Below are 16,714 nucleotides of genomic sequence, written 5' to 3' on the forward strand. Positions count from 1 at the left end.
ACTGCGCGCTTTCGACGCTCGTTCACCCTTCGAGGACGCAGGCCATGTGTGCATTCTGTGATCTGGGAATCTGCCATGACCCGGCGCATCGAAGTGGAGCGCTGATCGGTGAGTGGGTTCGCGACACGTGTCGTTTCTGCTCGCTCGGCATCTGCGCGGAGCACGGTCCCCAGGGGCCGAGCGTGGGTGAGACTCCTGTTCGGCTGTTCGATATCCGGAGGTCCCGCCCGTCCGCGAGCCTCACGCCCGCGCCCTTGTTGGAGGTCCCTCGAGGCCTCTTCGCCATGCCCCGTGCTTCGACCGCCGGGCAGATGCACCTGCATCCCAGTCAGGCCCAGGAGGCGCTGATCATCTCGGGGATCCTCGGCTCTCCGATGGGGACGACGCACGCCATCCCGAAGAACATCCATCGTTTCTGGACTGGCGGACCCATGAGTCCCGCGGTGGTCGACGAGCTGATCTCCGATGGGCTCCGGGCGAAGCGGGCGGGCTGGACGTGTCACCTCTGGTATTCCGACGAGGTCGAGCGGGTGCTGGACTCGCACCTCGAAGGGGCGATCGCGAAGACGAAGGGCGTCTTCATCTTCTCCAAGCGCCCTCAAGCGCCCGAGGACAAGCGGCCCCTGCGCGCCATCCAACGGCGCAGGCTGGAGCAGGCGGGCTTTCGGGTCCTCGCCATCGAGCGGCTCGACAGCGGTGGCTGGTTGACGAAGCTGGCCAGTCGGGCCGGCCACTCCGCGCTGGCTGGCATCTGGGATGACGTCAAATACTTCTCGGACCTGGCGCGACTGCTCTATCTCTATTTCGTCGGGGGCATCCACATGGATGTCGACATCTCGCTGGGCGACATGGACCTGACGCAGCAGTATTTCCACAACGACCCGGCGGGACAGGTCCCGCTCATGGGCAGCCTGCTGCGCGACCAGCGCGACGCGTTGATTCCGAAGCTCCGCTACCTCAAGCGGATCCGTCAGCAGAGCCTGCTCACGCAAGAGGAGTACGACGAGTACAGGGATGCGCTGCGGGCGGCGGTGACCAAGGGCGTGAACGCCGCGGGCATGTTGAACGCGTTGATCGGCTCGCGCGGTGGCACCACCCACCTCAAGGATGCCATCGCCGAGTACCGACGGCGCACCGACGGCACCGGGGACTTCATCACGGGAATGGGGCTCGCCCCCATCCTGCTCCTCGGAAGCGCAAGGGCGGGCAACCTGGACCAGGCCCTGAAGTGGACCGTCCCGCCGTACCTCGTGCGCCTGGATCCGGACACCGAGGAAAGCAACCTCTGATAGAAGCCGCGGATGGACTGGCCGCTTCTGATCGAATTCGTCCGCCAGCGTGCCCCTGAGGTCCTGTCGCAGCTGGAGGGTGTCCCGGAGGCCTCGAGCGGGTCACCCGGAGCCGCTTCCACCGCTTCCATCTACCTGCCGGGACACCCCTGCCGCCAGTGAAGCCGCCGCCCCCCGCGCCAGGTAGGGTAGGGTTCTCCGCGTCGTGCCACCCAGGGCTCCCCTCCCATGACCTTCGCTTCACTTGGCCTGTCGGACGCGCTCGCCCGCGCCGTGGCCGAACTTGGATACGACGAACCCACGCCGGTGCAGCGCGCGGCCATCCCCGTGGTGCTGCGCGGCGGCGACGTCCAGGCTTCGGCGAAGACGGGCTCGGGGAAGACCGCGGCGTTCCTGCTGCCCCTCCTGGAGGCCTTGCGCGCCCGGCCGGGTGGGGCGGTCCGGCCGGTGCGGGCCTTCATCCTGGTCCCCACGCGGGAGCTCGCCGCCCAGATCGTCGACTCCCTCCAGCGGTATGGCCGCCACTTGAAGAAGCCGCTGAAGACCTGCCTCGCGGTCGGCGGCGTCTCCGCGAACCCGCAGATGCTGGCGCTCCGGGGCGGCGCGGACGTCGTCGTGGCCACACCGGGCCGCGCGCTGGACCTCGTGGACCAGAACGCGCTCCGGCTGGGGGAGGTGGAGACGCTGGTGCTCGACGAGGCCGACCAGCTGTTTTCCCTGGGCTTCGCTGACGAGCTCAACCGCCTGCTCACGCTCCTGCCCGCGCGCCGCCAGAACCTGCTGTTCTCCGCCACGTTCCCGCCCGCCGTGCGTACGTTCGCGGAGCGACTGCTGCACGAGCCCACGCGCATCGACGTCGATGACGGAGAGTTGCCCTCCGCGGACCTCATCCTCCAGCGGGCCATCCAGGTGGATGCGCCCCGGCGCACGATGCTCCTGCGGCAGTTGCTGGAAACCCACGCGTGGTCCCACGTCCTCACGTTCGTCGCCAGCCGCTACGCGGCGGACCATGTCGCGCTGAAGCTCAACCGCGCCGGCATCCCCGCGACGTCGCTGCACGGAGACCTCAGCCAGGGGGCCCGCACGCGGGCGCTCGCGGACTTCAAGGCGAAGCGCGTGCGCGTCCTCGTCGCCACCGACGTCGCCGCGCGCGGCCTGGACATCGCGGGCCTGCCCGCGGTCGTGAACTACGACCTGCCGCGTTCGACCGTGGACTACGTGCACCGCATTGGCCGCACGGGGCGTGCGGGCGACCAGGGCGTGGCGATCAGCTTCGTCAGCGCGGACACCGAAGCCCACTTCCGTCTCATCGAGAAGCGCAACCACCTGTCCGTCGCGCGAGAGCAGGTGGCGGGCTTTGAACCGACGCCGACGGCCGTGTCCGCCGCACCGCCGCTGGATGCGAACGGCGGCGTGAAGGGCCGGCGCAAGAGCAAGAAGGACAAGCTGCGCGAAGCCGCCGCCGCCGCCGCCGTCCCGCCCCCGAAGCGCAAGCCGTAGCGCCCTTCATCGCCGCGAACGCGGCGAATGGGCCGTAGCGTGCGACCTCCCGCGCTATCCGAGCGCCGCCTTCCCGTCCGGCTTGCGCTGGAACTTGTAGAGCACGAAGCCCACCGCGAGCGCGATGGCCCCGGCGATGAGGTTCTCTCGCTCCGCGCTCAGCGCGAAGACGACGCACAGCGCGGCGGCGGCGAGGGGAATCACGGGCCCACCCGGGATGCGGAACGCGTTCGGGGGCGCCTGGAGCTTGCGGCGCAGCACGGGCACCGCCAGGGCCGTGCCGAAGTACGTGGCGAGCCGGGCCACCACGGAGAGTGTGGCGAGCACCTCGAACGAGCCGGAGAACGCCAGGGGCAGGGCGATGGCCGTCTGCGTGAGGATGGCGACCGTCGGCGTGCGGTAGCGCGGATGCAGCGTGGCGAGCGCGGCGGGGCCAAAGCCGTCCTGGGCCAGCGCGTACAGGTAGCGCGGCCCGGCGAGCACGGTGTTGCTGTTGGTCCCCAGGATGGACAGCACCCCGCCCACCGTCATGAGGAGCCCACCCCAACCCCCGAGGAACCGCGCGGCGGCGTTGGCGAGCGGCGTCTGCGCGTCCGCGACCCCGGGCAACGTGCCCAGCGCCACCCACTGCACCGCCGTGTAGATGAGGGTGACAACGCCTATCTGCACGATGAGCGCGAAGGGCACGTCGCGGCGAGGGTTCTTGAACTCACCCGCCGGAGCCGCCGTGTTCTCGAAGCCGGCATAGGCGAACAGCAGCAGCAACACCGCGGACCCCAGGTTGCCTCCATCCCTGGGAGCCACCGACGTCGCCAGCGGCACGGACACGGAGAAGAGGCCCACGGCGATGAACACCAGCAGGGGCACCGTCTTGGTGACGGCGAGGAACACCGCGGTGCGAGCGCCGCCCTTCACGCCCACGACGTTGATGGCGGTGAGCGCGAGCAGGGGCACGGCGATGGCCAAGCCCTGTCCCATGCCCGAGTTCGCCGCGGGCCACAGGAAGCCCAGCGCGCGGGAGAAGCCGACGGACAACGAGGCCACGGACGAGACTCGCGCCAGCCACGTCATCCAGCCGACCTGGAACCCCACCCGTTCTCCAAAGGCTTCACGCGTGTAGAGATAGGCGCTGCCGGGCTTGTCGAAGTAGCTGGCCGCCTCCGCGAAGCAGAGCACGAGCAGCAGCACCGCCAGCCCCGCGAGCACGACGGCGCCCGTGCTGGCCGAGCCCAGGTTCGCGGCGGCTGCCGCGGGCAGCAGGTAGACACCACTGCCGATGACGTCGTTGATGGAGAACCCGACAATTTCCCAGCGCGATACCGCGCGCCGCATGCCCGGCTCTTGAGGAGGCGAATGGGGTTCGGTGGTCATGGACGGACGGAAGGAGAGGGGATCCCACTGGAGCACGAATGCGGCGAATCCGCGAATTCGCGCGAAGCCGTGCTCCTTTCCCTGACGAGCGCCTGGCACTCCCGTTTGATTTGCCACCCCGGGTCCAGCATGCCCGGTGGTGGCGCAATTGACCTGGCGTTGGTCCTGACGGCTGCGCAGAACCCGTACGCTGAGTTGAATGGGTGGCCCGCAATGTAGTTGCCTCAGGCAAGTAGTTCCGCGCCAAAGATTGCCCTTCTAGACGTTGAAATGGACGCGCTGCTATCAGGCTGCGCTGTGCCAAAACTTGAATTCCTATCTCGTGCCATCCATGCCGTGGGCCGTCCCTGGCGATGGCGTTTCCTGACATTTTCAGCGGTCGCCTCGATTGGCCTTTGGGTGGGCCTTGGCCAGCCACAGGCCAGCCCTTCGAATCCCGAGGACCCGGAGTCGAACGCCATCGCCGTGGTGGACGGCGAGGAGGTTTCGCTCGAGCGCTTCAACCAGCTCTGGCGAAACGATGTCGCCCGGCTGCGCATGCGGGATGGGCACCTTCCCGGGAGTCTGGCCAAGGCCCAGAAGGCCGCGCTGGCCGAACGGCTCATCAATGAAGCGCTCATAGAGCACGCCGCCGAGCAGGAACAGCTCACGGTGGATGCGCGGGCGCTCGACAAGGCATTCGCTTCACGCCGTCACGCGTTGGGCACGGAGGCAACCCCCGCCTCGGACGAGGCGTCGGGTGAAGAGCTCCAGCGCCGCGTCCGCCTGGATTTGCTGGCGGAGCAGCTCGTCGAACGCCGGGTCGCCCGGAGCTTCCCGGAGGACGCCCTCCAGGCCTTCTTCGAGCGCAATCCGGAACAGTTCCAGATCTCGGCCCACCTGGACGTCGAGGACCTGCGGGTCGCCGTCCCGCCCGAGGCGACAGAGGCAGAGGTCTCCGCACGTGCCCAGGAGGCGAGCGCCCTTCGGGAACAGCAACTGGCGGCCGCTGGCGAGTCCCGCCCGGTGGGACGCAGCTGGCTCCCCGCCACGACGGCAGCGCCCCTTTCCGGCGGCGAATCCGTTCGCCTCACCGCCGCCCAGGTGCCCGCCGAGGTCTGGGAGCGACTGAACGCGCTCTCGTTGCAGGAAGTCTCCCCGGTGCTGCGCACGGAGCAGGGCTTCCATGTCTTCCGGCTGAAGGCCCGGGGGCCGTCTGTCGTCGCTCCCTTCTCCGCTGTCAAAACGCGTGTCCCGGCGGTGATGCGTGCCCAACTGCTGGAGCTCCGGCGGTCAGGGCTGATCGATGAGCTGCGTTCATCGGCCGTGATCCAGAACCACCTCGCGATGCGGCTGGCGCTGGATGCGCAGGCGCCGTCCGCTCCCTCTTCCGACTCCGGACACTGACCGTGACCTCCGCCGCCCTGCTCGCAGTGTATCTTCTTGCGACAACGCCCTCGCCCGCACCCGTGCAGGCGAATCAGCTGTCGCGCTACCTTGACCTGGAATCCATCCCGGCCGTCAGTTCCGACGCCGCTCCGGTCCAATCCCTGGCGTCCAATGAGCTGACGACCCTCGCGTACAACACGCTCGTCAAGCGGGTCTTGCATGATGGCATCTACACCCCGGGGCGCTTCCCCGCGCAGGCCGCCTGCTCGCCCTTCCGCTTCAGCCCCTCGGGCTCGGTCGCCATCTCACCGTACAGCAACGACCCGAACCGGGTGACTCCGTTCTCGGAGCTCCTGACGTTGCCCAACGGGTGCCCCTTCTTCGACGGGAACGGGGACGGCACGTACGACTTCAACTTCTATTTCAATCCGCGTTCGTTGAGGGATCTGGGGGAGCACGAGTTCTCCTGCTTCCTGGACACCGTGCCGCACTCCGGCTGGTGCGTGTCCGCGGTGCGGCCCCCCTGCAATTACATCTGCGAGGCCAGTGTCGCGGTCCGCCAGTTCATCAATCCCACCTACAACGTCGTCAACCTGGCGCCCACGGCCAGTCCGTCCTACGCCCTCGCCACGCCGCCGGTGTTGTGGGGCGGGACCGTCCAGCTCAAGGCGAACTCGAACGACCCGGACGGGGGAAGCGTCATCCACCGCTGGATCATCACCTCCAAGCCGCCCGCGTCCACCCGGGGGCTGACCAACGCCAATACCGCCAACCCCACCCTCCAGGGCATCACGGAGAAGGACATCGGGACGTGGGTCTTCCGGCTCGAGGTGGATGACGACGAGGGGGAGATGAAGACGTTCCCGGTGCAGTTCACCATCGCGAACGCCGCGCCGCAGTTCGAAGCCACGGGCGCGTCGCAGGTCGTGGTCCAGAAGAACATCCAGGTGGGTGTCACCAATACCCATGACGAGGATGGCGGCGAGTTGACGTTCCGCTGGGACATCCTGTCGGCCCCCACGGGGTCGACGCCTGGCGTCCAGACCGGGTACTCCACGCAGTCCAGCCTCAGCATCCCCACCACGGGCAAGGAGGTCGGGACCTGGCGCTTCAAGGTGACGGGGACGGACAACGAGGGGGCCTCGCTGTCCCGTGAGATCACCGTCACGGTGGTGAACATCAAGCCGCGCATCCAGCTGTCCGGGGCCACCCATGTGGATGAGGGCAACCCCATCCAACTGGAGACCACCATCCTGGATGATGAAGACGGTGGCCAGCTCACGTTCAAGTGGGAGGTGGTCCAGGCCCCCTATGACGCGGGCGTGGCGGTGCCTTCCGTGCTCTCCTCGAGCGCGACGATGAACGTGGCCGCCTTCACGTCCTCCATCTCCGCGCTGGCCGGGGGCTCCGCGCAGGCGGTCCCGGGCACGTGGATCTTCCGGCTCACCGCCACGGACAACGAGGACGAGTCGGTGAACCAGGAGGTCACCGTCCTGCTCGACGGCATGCCCAAGTTCGCCTTCCGCGACCCGCCGTCGCGGCACGTCATCGGTTCGGGGCCGTTGGTGCTGGATGCCAGCATCTCCGAGGACCCGGACTCGCCGTGCCCGACCGAGCCGGGGCGCTGCCACCTGACGGATGGCCGCTTCGTCACCGTCTCCCCGGGCCTGACGGGCGTCTATGAATGGTACGCCAGCCAGGACCTGTCCCAGCATCCGCTCGCTCCCATCTCGACCCTGTTCCCCAGCTACAGCACCACCGGTCCCATCCTGACGCTGGGCGCGGAGACCGTCCCCGCCGGGGAGTGGACCTTCGAGGTGCGTGGGCTGGATGGCGAGGGCAATCCAGGCTCCAAGCAGATCTCGGTCAGCGTGCTGCCCCCGGACACCGCGCCGCAGGCGGTGGTCAACGGACCGCTGATCCGCCCCACGGTGCTGCTGTCCGGCCTGAACCTCGCCCCCATCGTCGTGGACGGCTCCGCCAGCATGGACCTGGACAACACGTTCGACGGCACGGCGCCCGCGCCGGGGATGGGCATCACCCACTACCAGTGGAGCGCGACGCCTCCCACCGCCGCGTGCCCGGTTCCCACGCTGCCGTCGGGGCCTTCTGTCACGAACATCCTGCTGTTCCCCGCGGGCGCGAACGTGCCGCCCGCGTGCCAGGGCCGCTGGCAGATCACCCTCACCGTGACGGATGACGATCAAGCCGGGAAGCAGGGCTCGCTCACCGTTCCGGTCTCCATCGGCAACTGCGCGTCGCTGGCCTGCCTGGATTCCCCGCTGCCTGGCAACGCGCGCGTCCTCCATGAGAACGACACGAGCGGCGTGCTCGTCGCGGTGCACCTGGATTCGGCGTTCTATGACGAGGTGGCGTTCGCGACGGGAACGGCCATCATCATGGACGTCGTCTATTCCGGGACGACCCAGATCGCCTACAAGGGCGTGACGCCGCTCCTCAACCAGTCCAGCCGTGGCCTGCCGCTCTTCCTCCATTGGAATGGCACGAACGCCTCGGGCGCGCGGGTCTCCGGGACGTTCGACATCATCCTGTCGGTCCAGACGGGCGTGGGGCAGCAGCTCGCGGTGGCCGCCGGTCCCCAGGTGATCGTGGTGGAGAACGTGGAGACCCAGGTTTCCAGCTCCAGCGACCGCTACGTCCAGCGCGAGAAGCTGCTCGCCGCCTCGGCGACGGCGAACTTCCGGGTGTCGGCCACGGGCCTCGTGGACTCGGTCCCGGTGGATTCGTATGCGTGGCGCATCAAGAACACGGGGGGCACCACCGTGGCCTCCGGGACGCTGACCGGAGGAGGCGAGGGTGAAGTCCGGACGGCGAACTGGAACGGCAAGAACACCGCGGGCGTCGTGCCTCCCGCGGGGGACTACACCTTCGAGGCGGAGGCCATCCGGGGCGGTGTTCCGCTGGGCGTGAGCCCGCCGCGCACGTTCACGCTCTATGGGCTCGCGCTGGATCCGATGGTGGTGGCTCCCGCGACGCCGGGGGAGTCCCCGGAGTGGGTCCACCTGGAGCGTCCCCATGGCACCGCCATCGTCACGGCCGCCAACTTCACGCAGAAGCGTCCGCGGATGAGCCCGCTGTCGATCAAGGTCGATCCGCTCCTGCCGGGCTTCTCGCTGACGTTCGAACAGGAGAGCGGCCCGACGGGGCTCGTGGAGTTCTACGAGGAGGGGACCCTGTACCGGCCCCTGGGCGCGCTGCCCCTGCAGCTCTGGGATATCCCCGCGGGCGGATTGAAGCTGCTGGCCTATGGCCGGGAAATGGTCGGTGAGGCGGTCTTCAAGCTGACCTACCGCGTGAATGGCGACCTGCTGGCCGAGGAGCGCGTGCGCTACCGGCTGGCGCCTACGCCAGCGGCCGTGGGCATCGAGGACACGGTGAACACTCCCCACTTCCGGGAACTGCGCACCGTCAACGTGGGCCGCCCCGTCAAGGTCGCGTTGGATCGGACCCGTCAGCGTGAGCGCACGGGACGCCGGGCGAACGTCTACCTGGTGGCCCACCGGGACGCGGTGTTGTGGGCCGCGAACGCCAACCTCGTCCAGGTTCCCGCCGCTGGCGCCGTGAAGCAGCTGGATGTCGGGGCCGCCAATGTGGACCCCGAAATCCTCACCCTCTGGGCCGCGGCGGCCGAAGGGTCCTATGACGTCGTCTATGATTTCGGAAACTTCGCGGACGCGCCCGCGGACTTCGTGGGGGATGGCCGGTTGGATCCGGGAGACCTGCTGGTGAGCCCCGAAGGACTGCCCGCGGTCGACGTGGAGGGCTCCTATGTGACACCGGGAGGGTTGGGCATCCAGAGCTTCGAATTTGGCGACACCTTTTCGAAGCCCAAGTTCACGACGCGTCTGCCGGGCGGATGGGATGAGGTCACCCCCGCCGGAGCCCTCCTGCCCCTGAGGGGACTGGCGGTCTTCCCGACCGACCTGTCCGTCAAGCGCCCGCTGGTGATGATCGCGCACGGCAATCACACCCCCCGCACCCTGTTCATCGAGCCCGCCCCCGGGGCCAAGCGGGTCGCGGTGACGGTGGATCCCGACATGACGTCGAGCGAGAACTACCAGGGCTACCGGTACCTCCAGGAGCACCTGGCCTCGCAAGGCTTCATCACCGTCAGCATTGACCTCGATGGACTGAGCGGCAATGTCTACGGTGGCTATCCCGCCATCCCGCCGAACCGGTGGCGGCCGACCCCGGGCATCCAGGCTCGAGCCTGGGTCCTGTTGAAGAACCTTGAATTGCTCCTGACCAACTCCACGGCGGTCCCCGCCATCGCGGGCAAGATCGACGCGTCCCGGATTTATCTCATGGGGCATTCGCGCGGCGGTGAGGCGGCGGTCGTGGCCCAGCACCAGCTCATCCAGTACGCCTCGGGTGCTCCGGCCTTCGGATCCGTGCCTCCAGGCGGGACGCTCACGGGGCTGAGTCCGAGCAACATCAAGGGCATCATCAGCCTGGCGCCGGTGAGCTTCGCGGTGGAGAAGCTTCCCATCACTCCGTCCAACGTGCCGTATCTGTTGATGTATGGCTCCGCGGATGGCGACGTGAACGGAGCGATGTCCACCGTGCGGCCCTTCATCCACTACGACCGTGCCCAGGGGGACCGCTTCGCGCTCCGCATCGAAGGGGCCAACCACAACCACTTCAATACGAGCTGGCCGGCCAGCGATGCGAACGTGCAGTTGCTCTGGAAGGGAAGAGACCCGATAACCTATCAGGATCAGTTCGACCGGCAGATCCTGGACACTCCGGTGGGAGCCGCCGGCACGCTGATCGACGGCGCACCGCAGCGGCTGGTCGCGACCGCCTACATCACGGCGTTCCTGAGGTTCGTGGACGAAGGGTCTCGCGCGGCGGGCGACTACTTCCTGCAGCAGCCGGCGACCCTGGCTCCCCTGGGAACTCCTGCCGGGCTCTCGATGTATTCCCAGGCGCGGCTTGCCACCCGGACCCGACTGGTTTTGGATGATTATGAATCCAACTCCCAACTGACGCTCTCCAGCGCGGGGGCGCCGGTCACCTCCACCCTGGCCGAGTTGTCCGAAGGACCGCTGCTGGACACCGACCTGCTGCTGGAGGCGGAGCCCGCCAACCGCTTCTTCCAGGCCACCAAGGGGGCGCGCTTCGCCTGGAATGGCAACCAGGCGTATGAACAGACGGTTCCCGTCGGAAAGCAGGACCTGCGGCTGGCCCGCAGCCTCAACTTCCGGGTCGCCCAGGTTCCGGGCCATGCCTACACGGCCGCTGGGACTGCGCTGAGCTTCCGGGTGGAGCTGGAGGACGGGGCGGGCCACGTCGAGGCGATGTCGTTGAATGGGTTCGGCCAGGTCCCTTCCATCTACGGGGCGGGAATCTGGTGGCCGGAGGACCGCTACCGGGATGACGGCTCGATCAATCCCATCAGCGCTTTGATGAACACGACGTCGGCCGCCTTCAAGACGTTCCGCTTGCCGCTCGCGGGCTTCGCGGGCACGGCGACGGACGTCGACCTTGGAAACATCACGAAGGTCCGCATCCGGTTGGCGGATGGCGAGACCGCTCAGGGAAGCGTTGCCCTGGATGACCTGGAGATCGAATTCTGATGAACCGCCTATTGCTGACACTTCTGTTGGGCCTGTCACTCGCGTGTAGCGACAAGGCCCCCGCCGCCCGCGCGCCCGCGCCTGCGCCTGCGCCTGCCCCCGCGATCCGGTCCCAGAATTCGGGCCTGGGGACGGTGGTCTCCGTGGAGCCCGTCCACATTCAAGAGGGCTTCACCGTCTGGCGTGATGGGGCGGAGGTCACGCTCCAGGACGGCCTGCTCATCCGCGTGGACGGCTTGAGCCGAAGCCAGTTCATGCCGCGGGCCATCACCGCGCCGCTGTTCGTCCTGGGAAACACCGTCGGGCAGACGCTGCTCACGCCCTTCGACCAGGGCCAGGCCGTCCTCCTGACGGATTCGCCGCCGCCGGATACGGAAGTGGCCCTCTGGATGACGAATCCCGGGGAGACTCCGGATGTGCTGGTGGGGGCGGGGCTGAGGGCGCGCCAGTCGAAGGCGCTGGGCGCCACCGCGCATTCGGGCATCAACATCCGGACGCCCCCCGCGAGTGCGCCGAGGACGAACTACGCCGCACACGTGGACCTCATGGACCAGCTCGTGACGCCGCGGGTGTCTCCGGACATCTGCTCACGGGTGGGCAAGCAGTGTGGCGTCATCCCGGAGACGACGCATGGCCGGCTCGACTGCGGAAGCTGCCCGACCGGTCAGCTCTGCAAGACGGACAACATGTGCTGCACGCCGAGCACCTGCGCGACGCAGGGACGCGCCTGTGGTCCCGCGGTGGATGGCTGTGGCAACGCGCTCGACTGCGGCAGTTGCTCCACGGGCAATGTCTGCACCGCCGCGGGCAACTGCTGTGCCCCCAAGACGTGCTCGGAGCTGGGCCGTACCTGCGGCTCCGTGTCCGACGGCTGCGGCGGCACGCTGAACTGCGGCACCTGCGATCAGGGACAGGTCTGCCTCGGGAGCGGAAGCTGCTGCATGCCCAAGACGTGCGAGCAGCTGGGCAAGAACTGCGGCAGCGTGTCTGACGGCTGCGGGGGGATGCTCAACTGTGGTTCGTGCACGGCCCCTGAGTCTTGCGGCGGTACGGGAACCCCGAATGTCTGTGGCACCTGCACGCCCCGGACCCAGGAACAGGCCTGCTACGGCAGACAGTGCGGCACGTTCTCGGATGAATGCTTCTCCTCCTACTCGTGCGGTAGCTGCCCGTCGAACCAGGCTTGCGCGATGGAGGTCGGTGCATGCGGTACCCCGGATGGCTGCGGGCCCGGCACGGTCATGATCTGCAACGGCATTGGTTGCCGTTGCTACGGCGGCGGCGCCGAGATGTAGCTGACACTGATCGAGGAAGGGTGCGCTGTCTGGGCGCACCCCTCCTCGGCATCTTCCAGCGTGCCGCCATGGGAGCACGCTGGGGTTTCCCGGCTCACGCGGGCAGCCGTTGCAGGGCCTCCGCGAGGCGGATGTGCCCCTGGAAGGCGCCGCTGCCCCGCGGCGTTTCGCCCTTTTCAATGGCATGGGCGAAGCGCACGCTGGTGTCCGCCTCCAGCCGCTCGAAGAGGCCCTGGATCTTCGGGGAGTCGCGGCGGTCCAGCACCTCGTGGTACCGGGTCCACCGGGCGATGCCGATGAAGTAGGCATCCGCCAGCGTGCGGTGGTCGCCCAGAAGCCACGGCGTGTCGCCCATCAGTGCCTCCAGGTTCGCGTGCGCGGAGACCACCTTGCGGGCTCCGAGGTTGCGCAGCGCCTGCTTTTCGGACTCCGGCAGCTCGGCGTGCTCGAGCGCGTACCAGAGCGGCGAGAAGGCGCTGAAGAAGGTGGTGTTCAGGTACGCGAGCATCTGATTCAACCGGTCGAAGTCCTCGGTGCCCTGGGCGAACGACAGCCCGGTGCCCACGCCGCGTGCACCCAGGTGGTTGAGGATGGCCATGCTTTCGCTGATGCGCGCGCCCGTCTCCGTCATCAAGGTGGGCGTCTCCGCGACGGGGTTGATCCGGCGGTAGTCCGCGGTGGTGACGTCCTCTGGCATGGTGATGCGGCACAGCTGGTAGGGCCGGCCCAGCCACTCCAGCGCGACGATGGAGCCAAACGAGCAGCCAGAGGGGACACCGTAGAAGAGGGTAGGCAGTGCCAAGGTGAAGCTCCTGTCCGGAGGGGAAGGCGTGATGCCTTCGATGGGGACAAGATGGCCGTGGCGACGCGCGCCGTGTAGACACGGGAACGCGAACGCAAGGTCCACACCCGTGGACGATGAGGCGGCCCTTGAATCTCAACGACCTCCATCTCTTCGTCCAGGCCGTGGAGAGCGGTGGCTTCGCCGCGGCGGCGCGGCGGCTGGGCATTCCCAAATCCACGGTGAGCAAGCGCGTGGCCGAATTGGAGGACGCGCTGGGCGCCCGGCTGATCCAGCGCACGTCGCGGAGCTTCACGCTGACGGACGTGGGGCGGGACTTCCTCGACCATGCCCGCGCCGCCGTGATGGAGGCGGAGGCCGCGGAGAACGTGGTGCGCCGCCGGCAGGCGGAGCCCCGTGGCGTGGTGCGAATCACCACGTCGGTCCCCACGGCGCAGTTCCGGCTCGCGGAGCGTCTGCCGCTGCTGGCGCTGGCGCATCCCAAGGTGCGCGTCGAGCTGCACGCGACGGACCGCTTCGTGGACCTGGTGCAGGAGGGATTCGACATCGCCGTGCGCAGTCACTTCTCGCCCTTGCCCGCCTCGGGCCTGGTGCAGCGCCGGCTCGCGGTGGAGTCCACCATTCTGGTGGCGTCGCCCGGCTACCTGTCCGGCCGCGGCAGGATCCGCAGGCCCGAGGACTTGAGCGAACACGACGGCCTCCTGACCCACGCCACGGCCACCCAATGGCGGCTGAGTGGGCGGGCGGGGGAGACGGTCACCGTGATGCCGCGGGCACGCATGACCGCCGATGAGTCGCTGGTGCTCTTGAAGGCAGCCACGGCCGGGCTGGGCGTCGTCTGTCTGCCGGAGACGTTCACCCGCGTGGACGTGGAGGCCGGGCGGCTGGTGCAGGTGCTTCCCGCCTGGACCGGGGGCACGGTGACGACGACGATTCTGACGCCACACCGCAGGGGCCAGTTGCCCGCCGTGCGCGCCGTCATCGACTTCCTGATGGAGGGCGCCAGCGAGGCGTGAGCGTCCTTGGCATGGGCGCCTGCGCCGCCACCCGTTTCATGGTGGACGCCCACCATCGCGAGTGCTCTGCCGAAGTGCGGCGGCCGTGAGACTTCACTGCTTTGGTGAATTCGCCAGCGGGATCTCTTCGAGCCTGAAGTCCGAACCATTGAGTTCGACGCGAAAACGCTCTTTCAGGCGCTCGACATCCGCCCTCGCTGCCGCCTTGATCAGATCGATGGGGAGGAACGCTGAGTAGCGATGCCGAACGTGCCGTGGAGAAGGAGGGTCCACTGCGGAGTTCATCTCAAGCAGTTCATAGCGGATGCCGTCAGCGGCCGTGACTTGTCTGAGGACAAAGACGGCTCGCCGCCAACGTTTAGTGATGGAGAAGTTCAGTCGATATTCAATCAGTCCACCCGTGAGTACGAAGGGGCGCTGAGGCGTCTCGCGCGGTCTCCGAGAGGGTGATGGTGTGGAACGAGATGTAACGTGAGGGCCTTCCGGCGCGGCAAGAGAAGGCGACAACGGCTGTCATGGCAATCGATGACAGCACGGCCAGGGCTGCCAGGCCAAACGTTCACGTCACCTCATGACTGGCATGTCGTCCTCTCCGCGCCAGCTCAGCCGCACGCGCGTGCCTCGGGGCTCCAGGGAGTCGATGGACAGCGTCCATCCGAAGCGCTGGGCAAGTCGTTCCACCAGCGACAGGCCGATGCCGTGGCTCTCGCTCCCGGGCTCGGCGCGGCCAAAGCCAACCCCCGTGTCGGTCAGGGTCCACGCCTGGGGCTCGATGGTGATCACGACGCGCCCTTCGTCCGTGTAGGCGAGCGCGTTCTTGAGGAGGTTGCCCATCATCACCCGGGCGACGGATGCAGGGATGGGCGCGTGGACTTCGCCCCCGGACTCGATGGTGAGCTCGATGCTGTCTCTGCGCCGCAGATGCCCGTACAACGCGAGCAGCTCTCGCGAGACGCGGTGCAGGTCGCAGCGCTCCTCTGCGCGGCGCTCGCGGGCCAGCCAGAGGATGCCCTCCGTCAGCAGGCCCATCTGGCTCACGGCCCGGCGCAGCCGGTCGAACGTCTCCGCGTCTCGCGGTGGGTCGAGCTCCAGGATCTCCACCGCGCCCTGGGCCACGGCCAATGGCGTGCGCAGCTCGTGGCTGGCGTCGCGGTTGAACCGCCGCTCACGCTCCAGCTGCTCCTGGATGCGCGCGTCGCGTGCGAGCAGCGCGTCTCTCAGCGCCCGGACCTCGGCCACTCCGCCGTCATCCTCGGGCGGCGGTGCCCCTTCGGCCTGGATCCACTCCACCATCCGCTCCAGCGGCCGACCGAGCCGGCGGGCCACGAGTCGGGCGAGGATCGCGGCGGCCAGCAACGCCAGCAGTGCACTGGTGAGGAGCAGCCCTGCGGTCCGCTTCAGGTGGTCCGTCGTGCTCGTCAGGCGCGTCACGTCGAACGCGAAGTACCGGCGCTCTCCACCCGCGCCGGGGCGCACCGCGACGTGGAAGTGTCCGTGGCTCCCGGCGGGCACCTCGTATTCTCTCGGAGGCGCGTCTGGACGCAGGCGCTCCGCGAGCCACGGCGGCAGCGCGGAGTGACCGTCATACCGCGTGATTCCGGGGACGTGACCTGGCTCGCTCCGGTCCGCTTCCGCGGCCACGATGCGGCTGAAGATGACGTCCTCGAGGTCGTAGCTGAACAGCGTGAAGAACCCGCCCATCAGCACCAGCGCGAACGCGGCGGACAGCCCCATGGCGCGCTGGAGTACGGCGCGCACCGACCTGCTGGACCTAGCGCGCATCCAGGCGGTACCCCTCGTTGCGCAGGGTGGTGATGGCATCGTCGAGCCCCAGCCCGGCGAGCGCCTTGCGCAGGGCATAGACGTGCGTGCGCAGCGCGCTGGACTCGGGGGCTTCGTCCCCCCAGAGCCGCTCCGCCAGCGTGGCCGCGGGGATGGCTTCGGGCGCGGCCTCCATCAGCCACCGCAGGAGGAGTGCCTCGGTGCGGTTGAGCCGCACGGAGCGCCCACCCCATTGCGTGTGCCCGCTCTCCGGCTCCAGCGTGAGCCCGCCCCGTGTCAGCTTCCGCCCGCTCGGCGGAACGGGCCGGCGCGCCAGGGCTTCCAGGCGCCAGCGCAGCTCCCGGAGCGAGAACGGCTTGACGAGGTAGTCGTCCGCGCCTGCCTGGAAGCCCGCTTCCTTGTCCTCGAGCGTGTCCCTGGCGGTCAGCATCAGGATGGGGACGAGCCGGGGCGCGACCTGCCGGTATCGCTCGCACACCTCGAGGCCGCTCATGCCGGGCAGCATCACGTCCAGCACGATGACGTCGTACGGGTGGCCCAGCGCGAGCGCGAGCCCCTCGGGCCCGGTGCTCGCGAAGTCCAACTGGAAGTCCGGCTCCAGGAACCGCGCGATGTTGGCCTGGAGGTCGCGGTTGTCCTCGATGACGAGCACGCGCATGGGAGTGACCCGGATGCTACCCGCGTCTACGTC

At 68.4% G+C, this 16,714-nt stretch carries 11 protein-coding genes; 6 read left to right on the forward strand and 5 right to left on the reverse strand.

Translation table 11 applies throughout. The annotated features are described in order from the left end of the window. The first annotated feature begins 284 nt into the window (after positions 1-284). Positions 285-1,289, forward strand: coding sequence for a hypothetical protein (locus D7Y21_RS09775; protein WP_121712730.1), 1,005 nt, complete (start codon positions 285-287; stop codon positions 1,287-1,289). Positions 1,290-1,517: 228 nt separating this feature from the next. After that, complete coding sequence (locus D7Y21_RS09780; protein WP_121712732.1) at positions 1,518-2,789, forward strand: DEAD/DEAH box helicase; 1,272 nt, start codon at positions 1,518-1,520, stop codon at positions 2,787-2,789. A gap of 54 nt (positions 2,790-2,843) precedes the next feature. On the opposite strand, the gene D7Y21_RS09785 is transcribed toward D7Y21_RS09780, so the two are convergent. Further along, complete coding sequence (locus D7Y21_RS09785) at positions 2,844-4,121, reverse strand: APC family permease (RefSeq protein WP_121712760.1); 1,278 nt, start codon at positions 4,119-4,121, stop codon at positions 2,844-2,846. 309 nt (positions 4,122-4,430) lie between these two features. Between D7Y21_RS09785 and D7Y21_RS09790 the strand changes: the two genes are divergently transcribed. From D7Y21_RS09790 to D7Y21_RS09800, 3 genes are read left to right on the forward strand one after another with little or no spacing between them, the layout of a single operon-like run. After that, positions 4,431-5,546: a peptidylprolyl isomerase gene (locus tag D7Y21_RS09790; protein ID WP_120566213.1), complete on the forward strand. Its 1,116-nt coding sequence runs from the start codon at positions 4,431-4,433 to the stop codon at positions 5,544-5,546. Positions 5,547-5,548: 2 nt separating this feature from the next. Next, on the forward strand, positions 5,549-11,128 hold the full coding sequence (locus D7Y21_RS09795; RefSeq protein ID WP_147469242.1) for a FlgD immunoglobulin-like domain containing protein: 5,580 nt from the start codon (positions 5,549-5,551) through the stop codon (positions 11,126-11,128). Further along, a complete protein-coding gene (locus tag D7Y21_RS09800; protein ID WP_147443348.1) occupies positions 11,128-12,423 on the forward strand; it encodes a hypothetical protein in 1,296 nt (431 codons plus the stop codon). The genes D7Y21_RS09795 and D7Y21_RS09800 overlap by 1 nt, the downstream gene beginning before the upstream one ends. Before the next feature lie 94 nt (positions 12,424-12,517). Here D7Y21_RS09800 and D7Y21_RS09805 read toward each other — a convergent pair whose 3' ends face one another. Next, entirely contained in the window at positions 12,518-13,225 is a 708-nt protein-coding gene (locus tag D7Y21_RS09805) for a glutathione S-transferase family protein (RefSeq protein ID WP_121712735.1), read from the reverse strand. A gap of 128 nt (positions 13,226-13,353) precedes the next feature. Here D7Y21_RS09805 and D7Y21_RS09810 point away from each other — a divergent pair, with 128 nt between their 5' ends. Further along, on the forward strand, positions 13,354-14,241 hold the full coding sequence (locus D7Y21_RS09810; RefSeq protein ID WP_233591841.1) for a LysR substrate-binding domain-containing protein: 888 nt from the start codon (positions 13,354-13,356) through the stop codon (positions 14,239-14,241). A 93-nt stretch (positions 14,242-14,334) separates the two neighbouring features. Here D7Y21_RS09810 and D7Y21_RS41400 read toward each other — a convergent pair whose 3' ends face one another. The 3 genes from D7Y21_RS41400 to D7Y21_RS09820 form a co-directional block, all read right to left on the reverse strand. Further along, a complete protein-coding gene (locus D7Y21_RS41400) occupies positions 14,335-14,526 on the reverse strand; it encodes a hypothetical protein (RefSeq protein ID WP_147443347.1) in 192 nt (63 codons plus the stop codon). Between the two features lie 279 nt (positions 14,527-14,805). Continuing rightward, positions 14,806-16,023: a HAMP domain-containing sensor histidine kinase gene (locus D7Y21_RS09815; RefSeq protein WP_199735389.1), complete on the reverse strand. Its 1,218-nt coding sequence runs from the start codon at positions 16,021-16,023 to the stop codon at positions 14,806-14,808. Beyond that, on the reverse strand, positions 16,013-16,681 hold the full coding sequence (locus tag D7Y21_RS09820) for a response regulator transcription factor (RefSeq protein ID WP_121712737.1): 669 nt from the start codon (positions 16,679-16,681) through the stop codon (positions 16,013-16,015). The genes D7Y21_RS09815 and D7Y21_RS09820 overlap by 11 nt, the downstream gene beginning before the upstream one ends. Positions 16,682-16,714 lie beyond the last annotated feature (33 nt).

This window comes from Corallococcus sp. AB045, assembly GCF_003668895.1.
Taxonomy (GTDB): domain Bacteria; phylum Myxococcota; class Myxococcia; order Myxococcales; family Myxococcaceae; genus Corallococcus; species Corallococcus coralloides.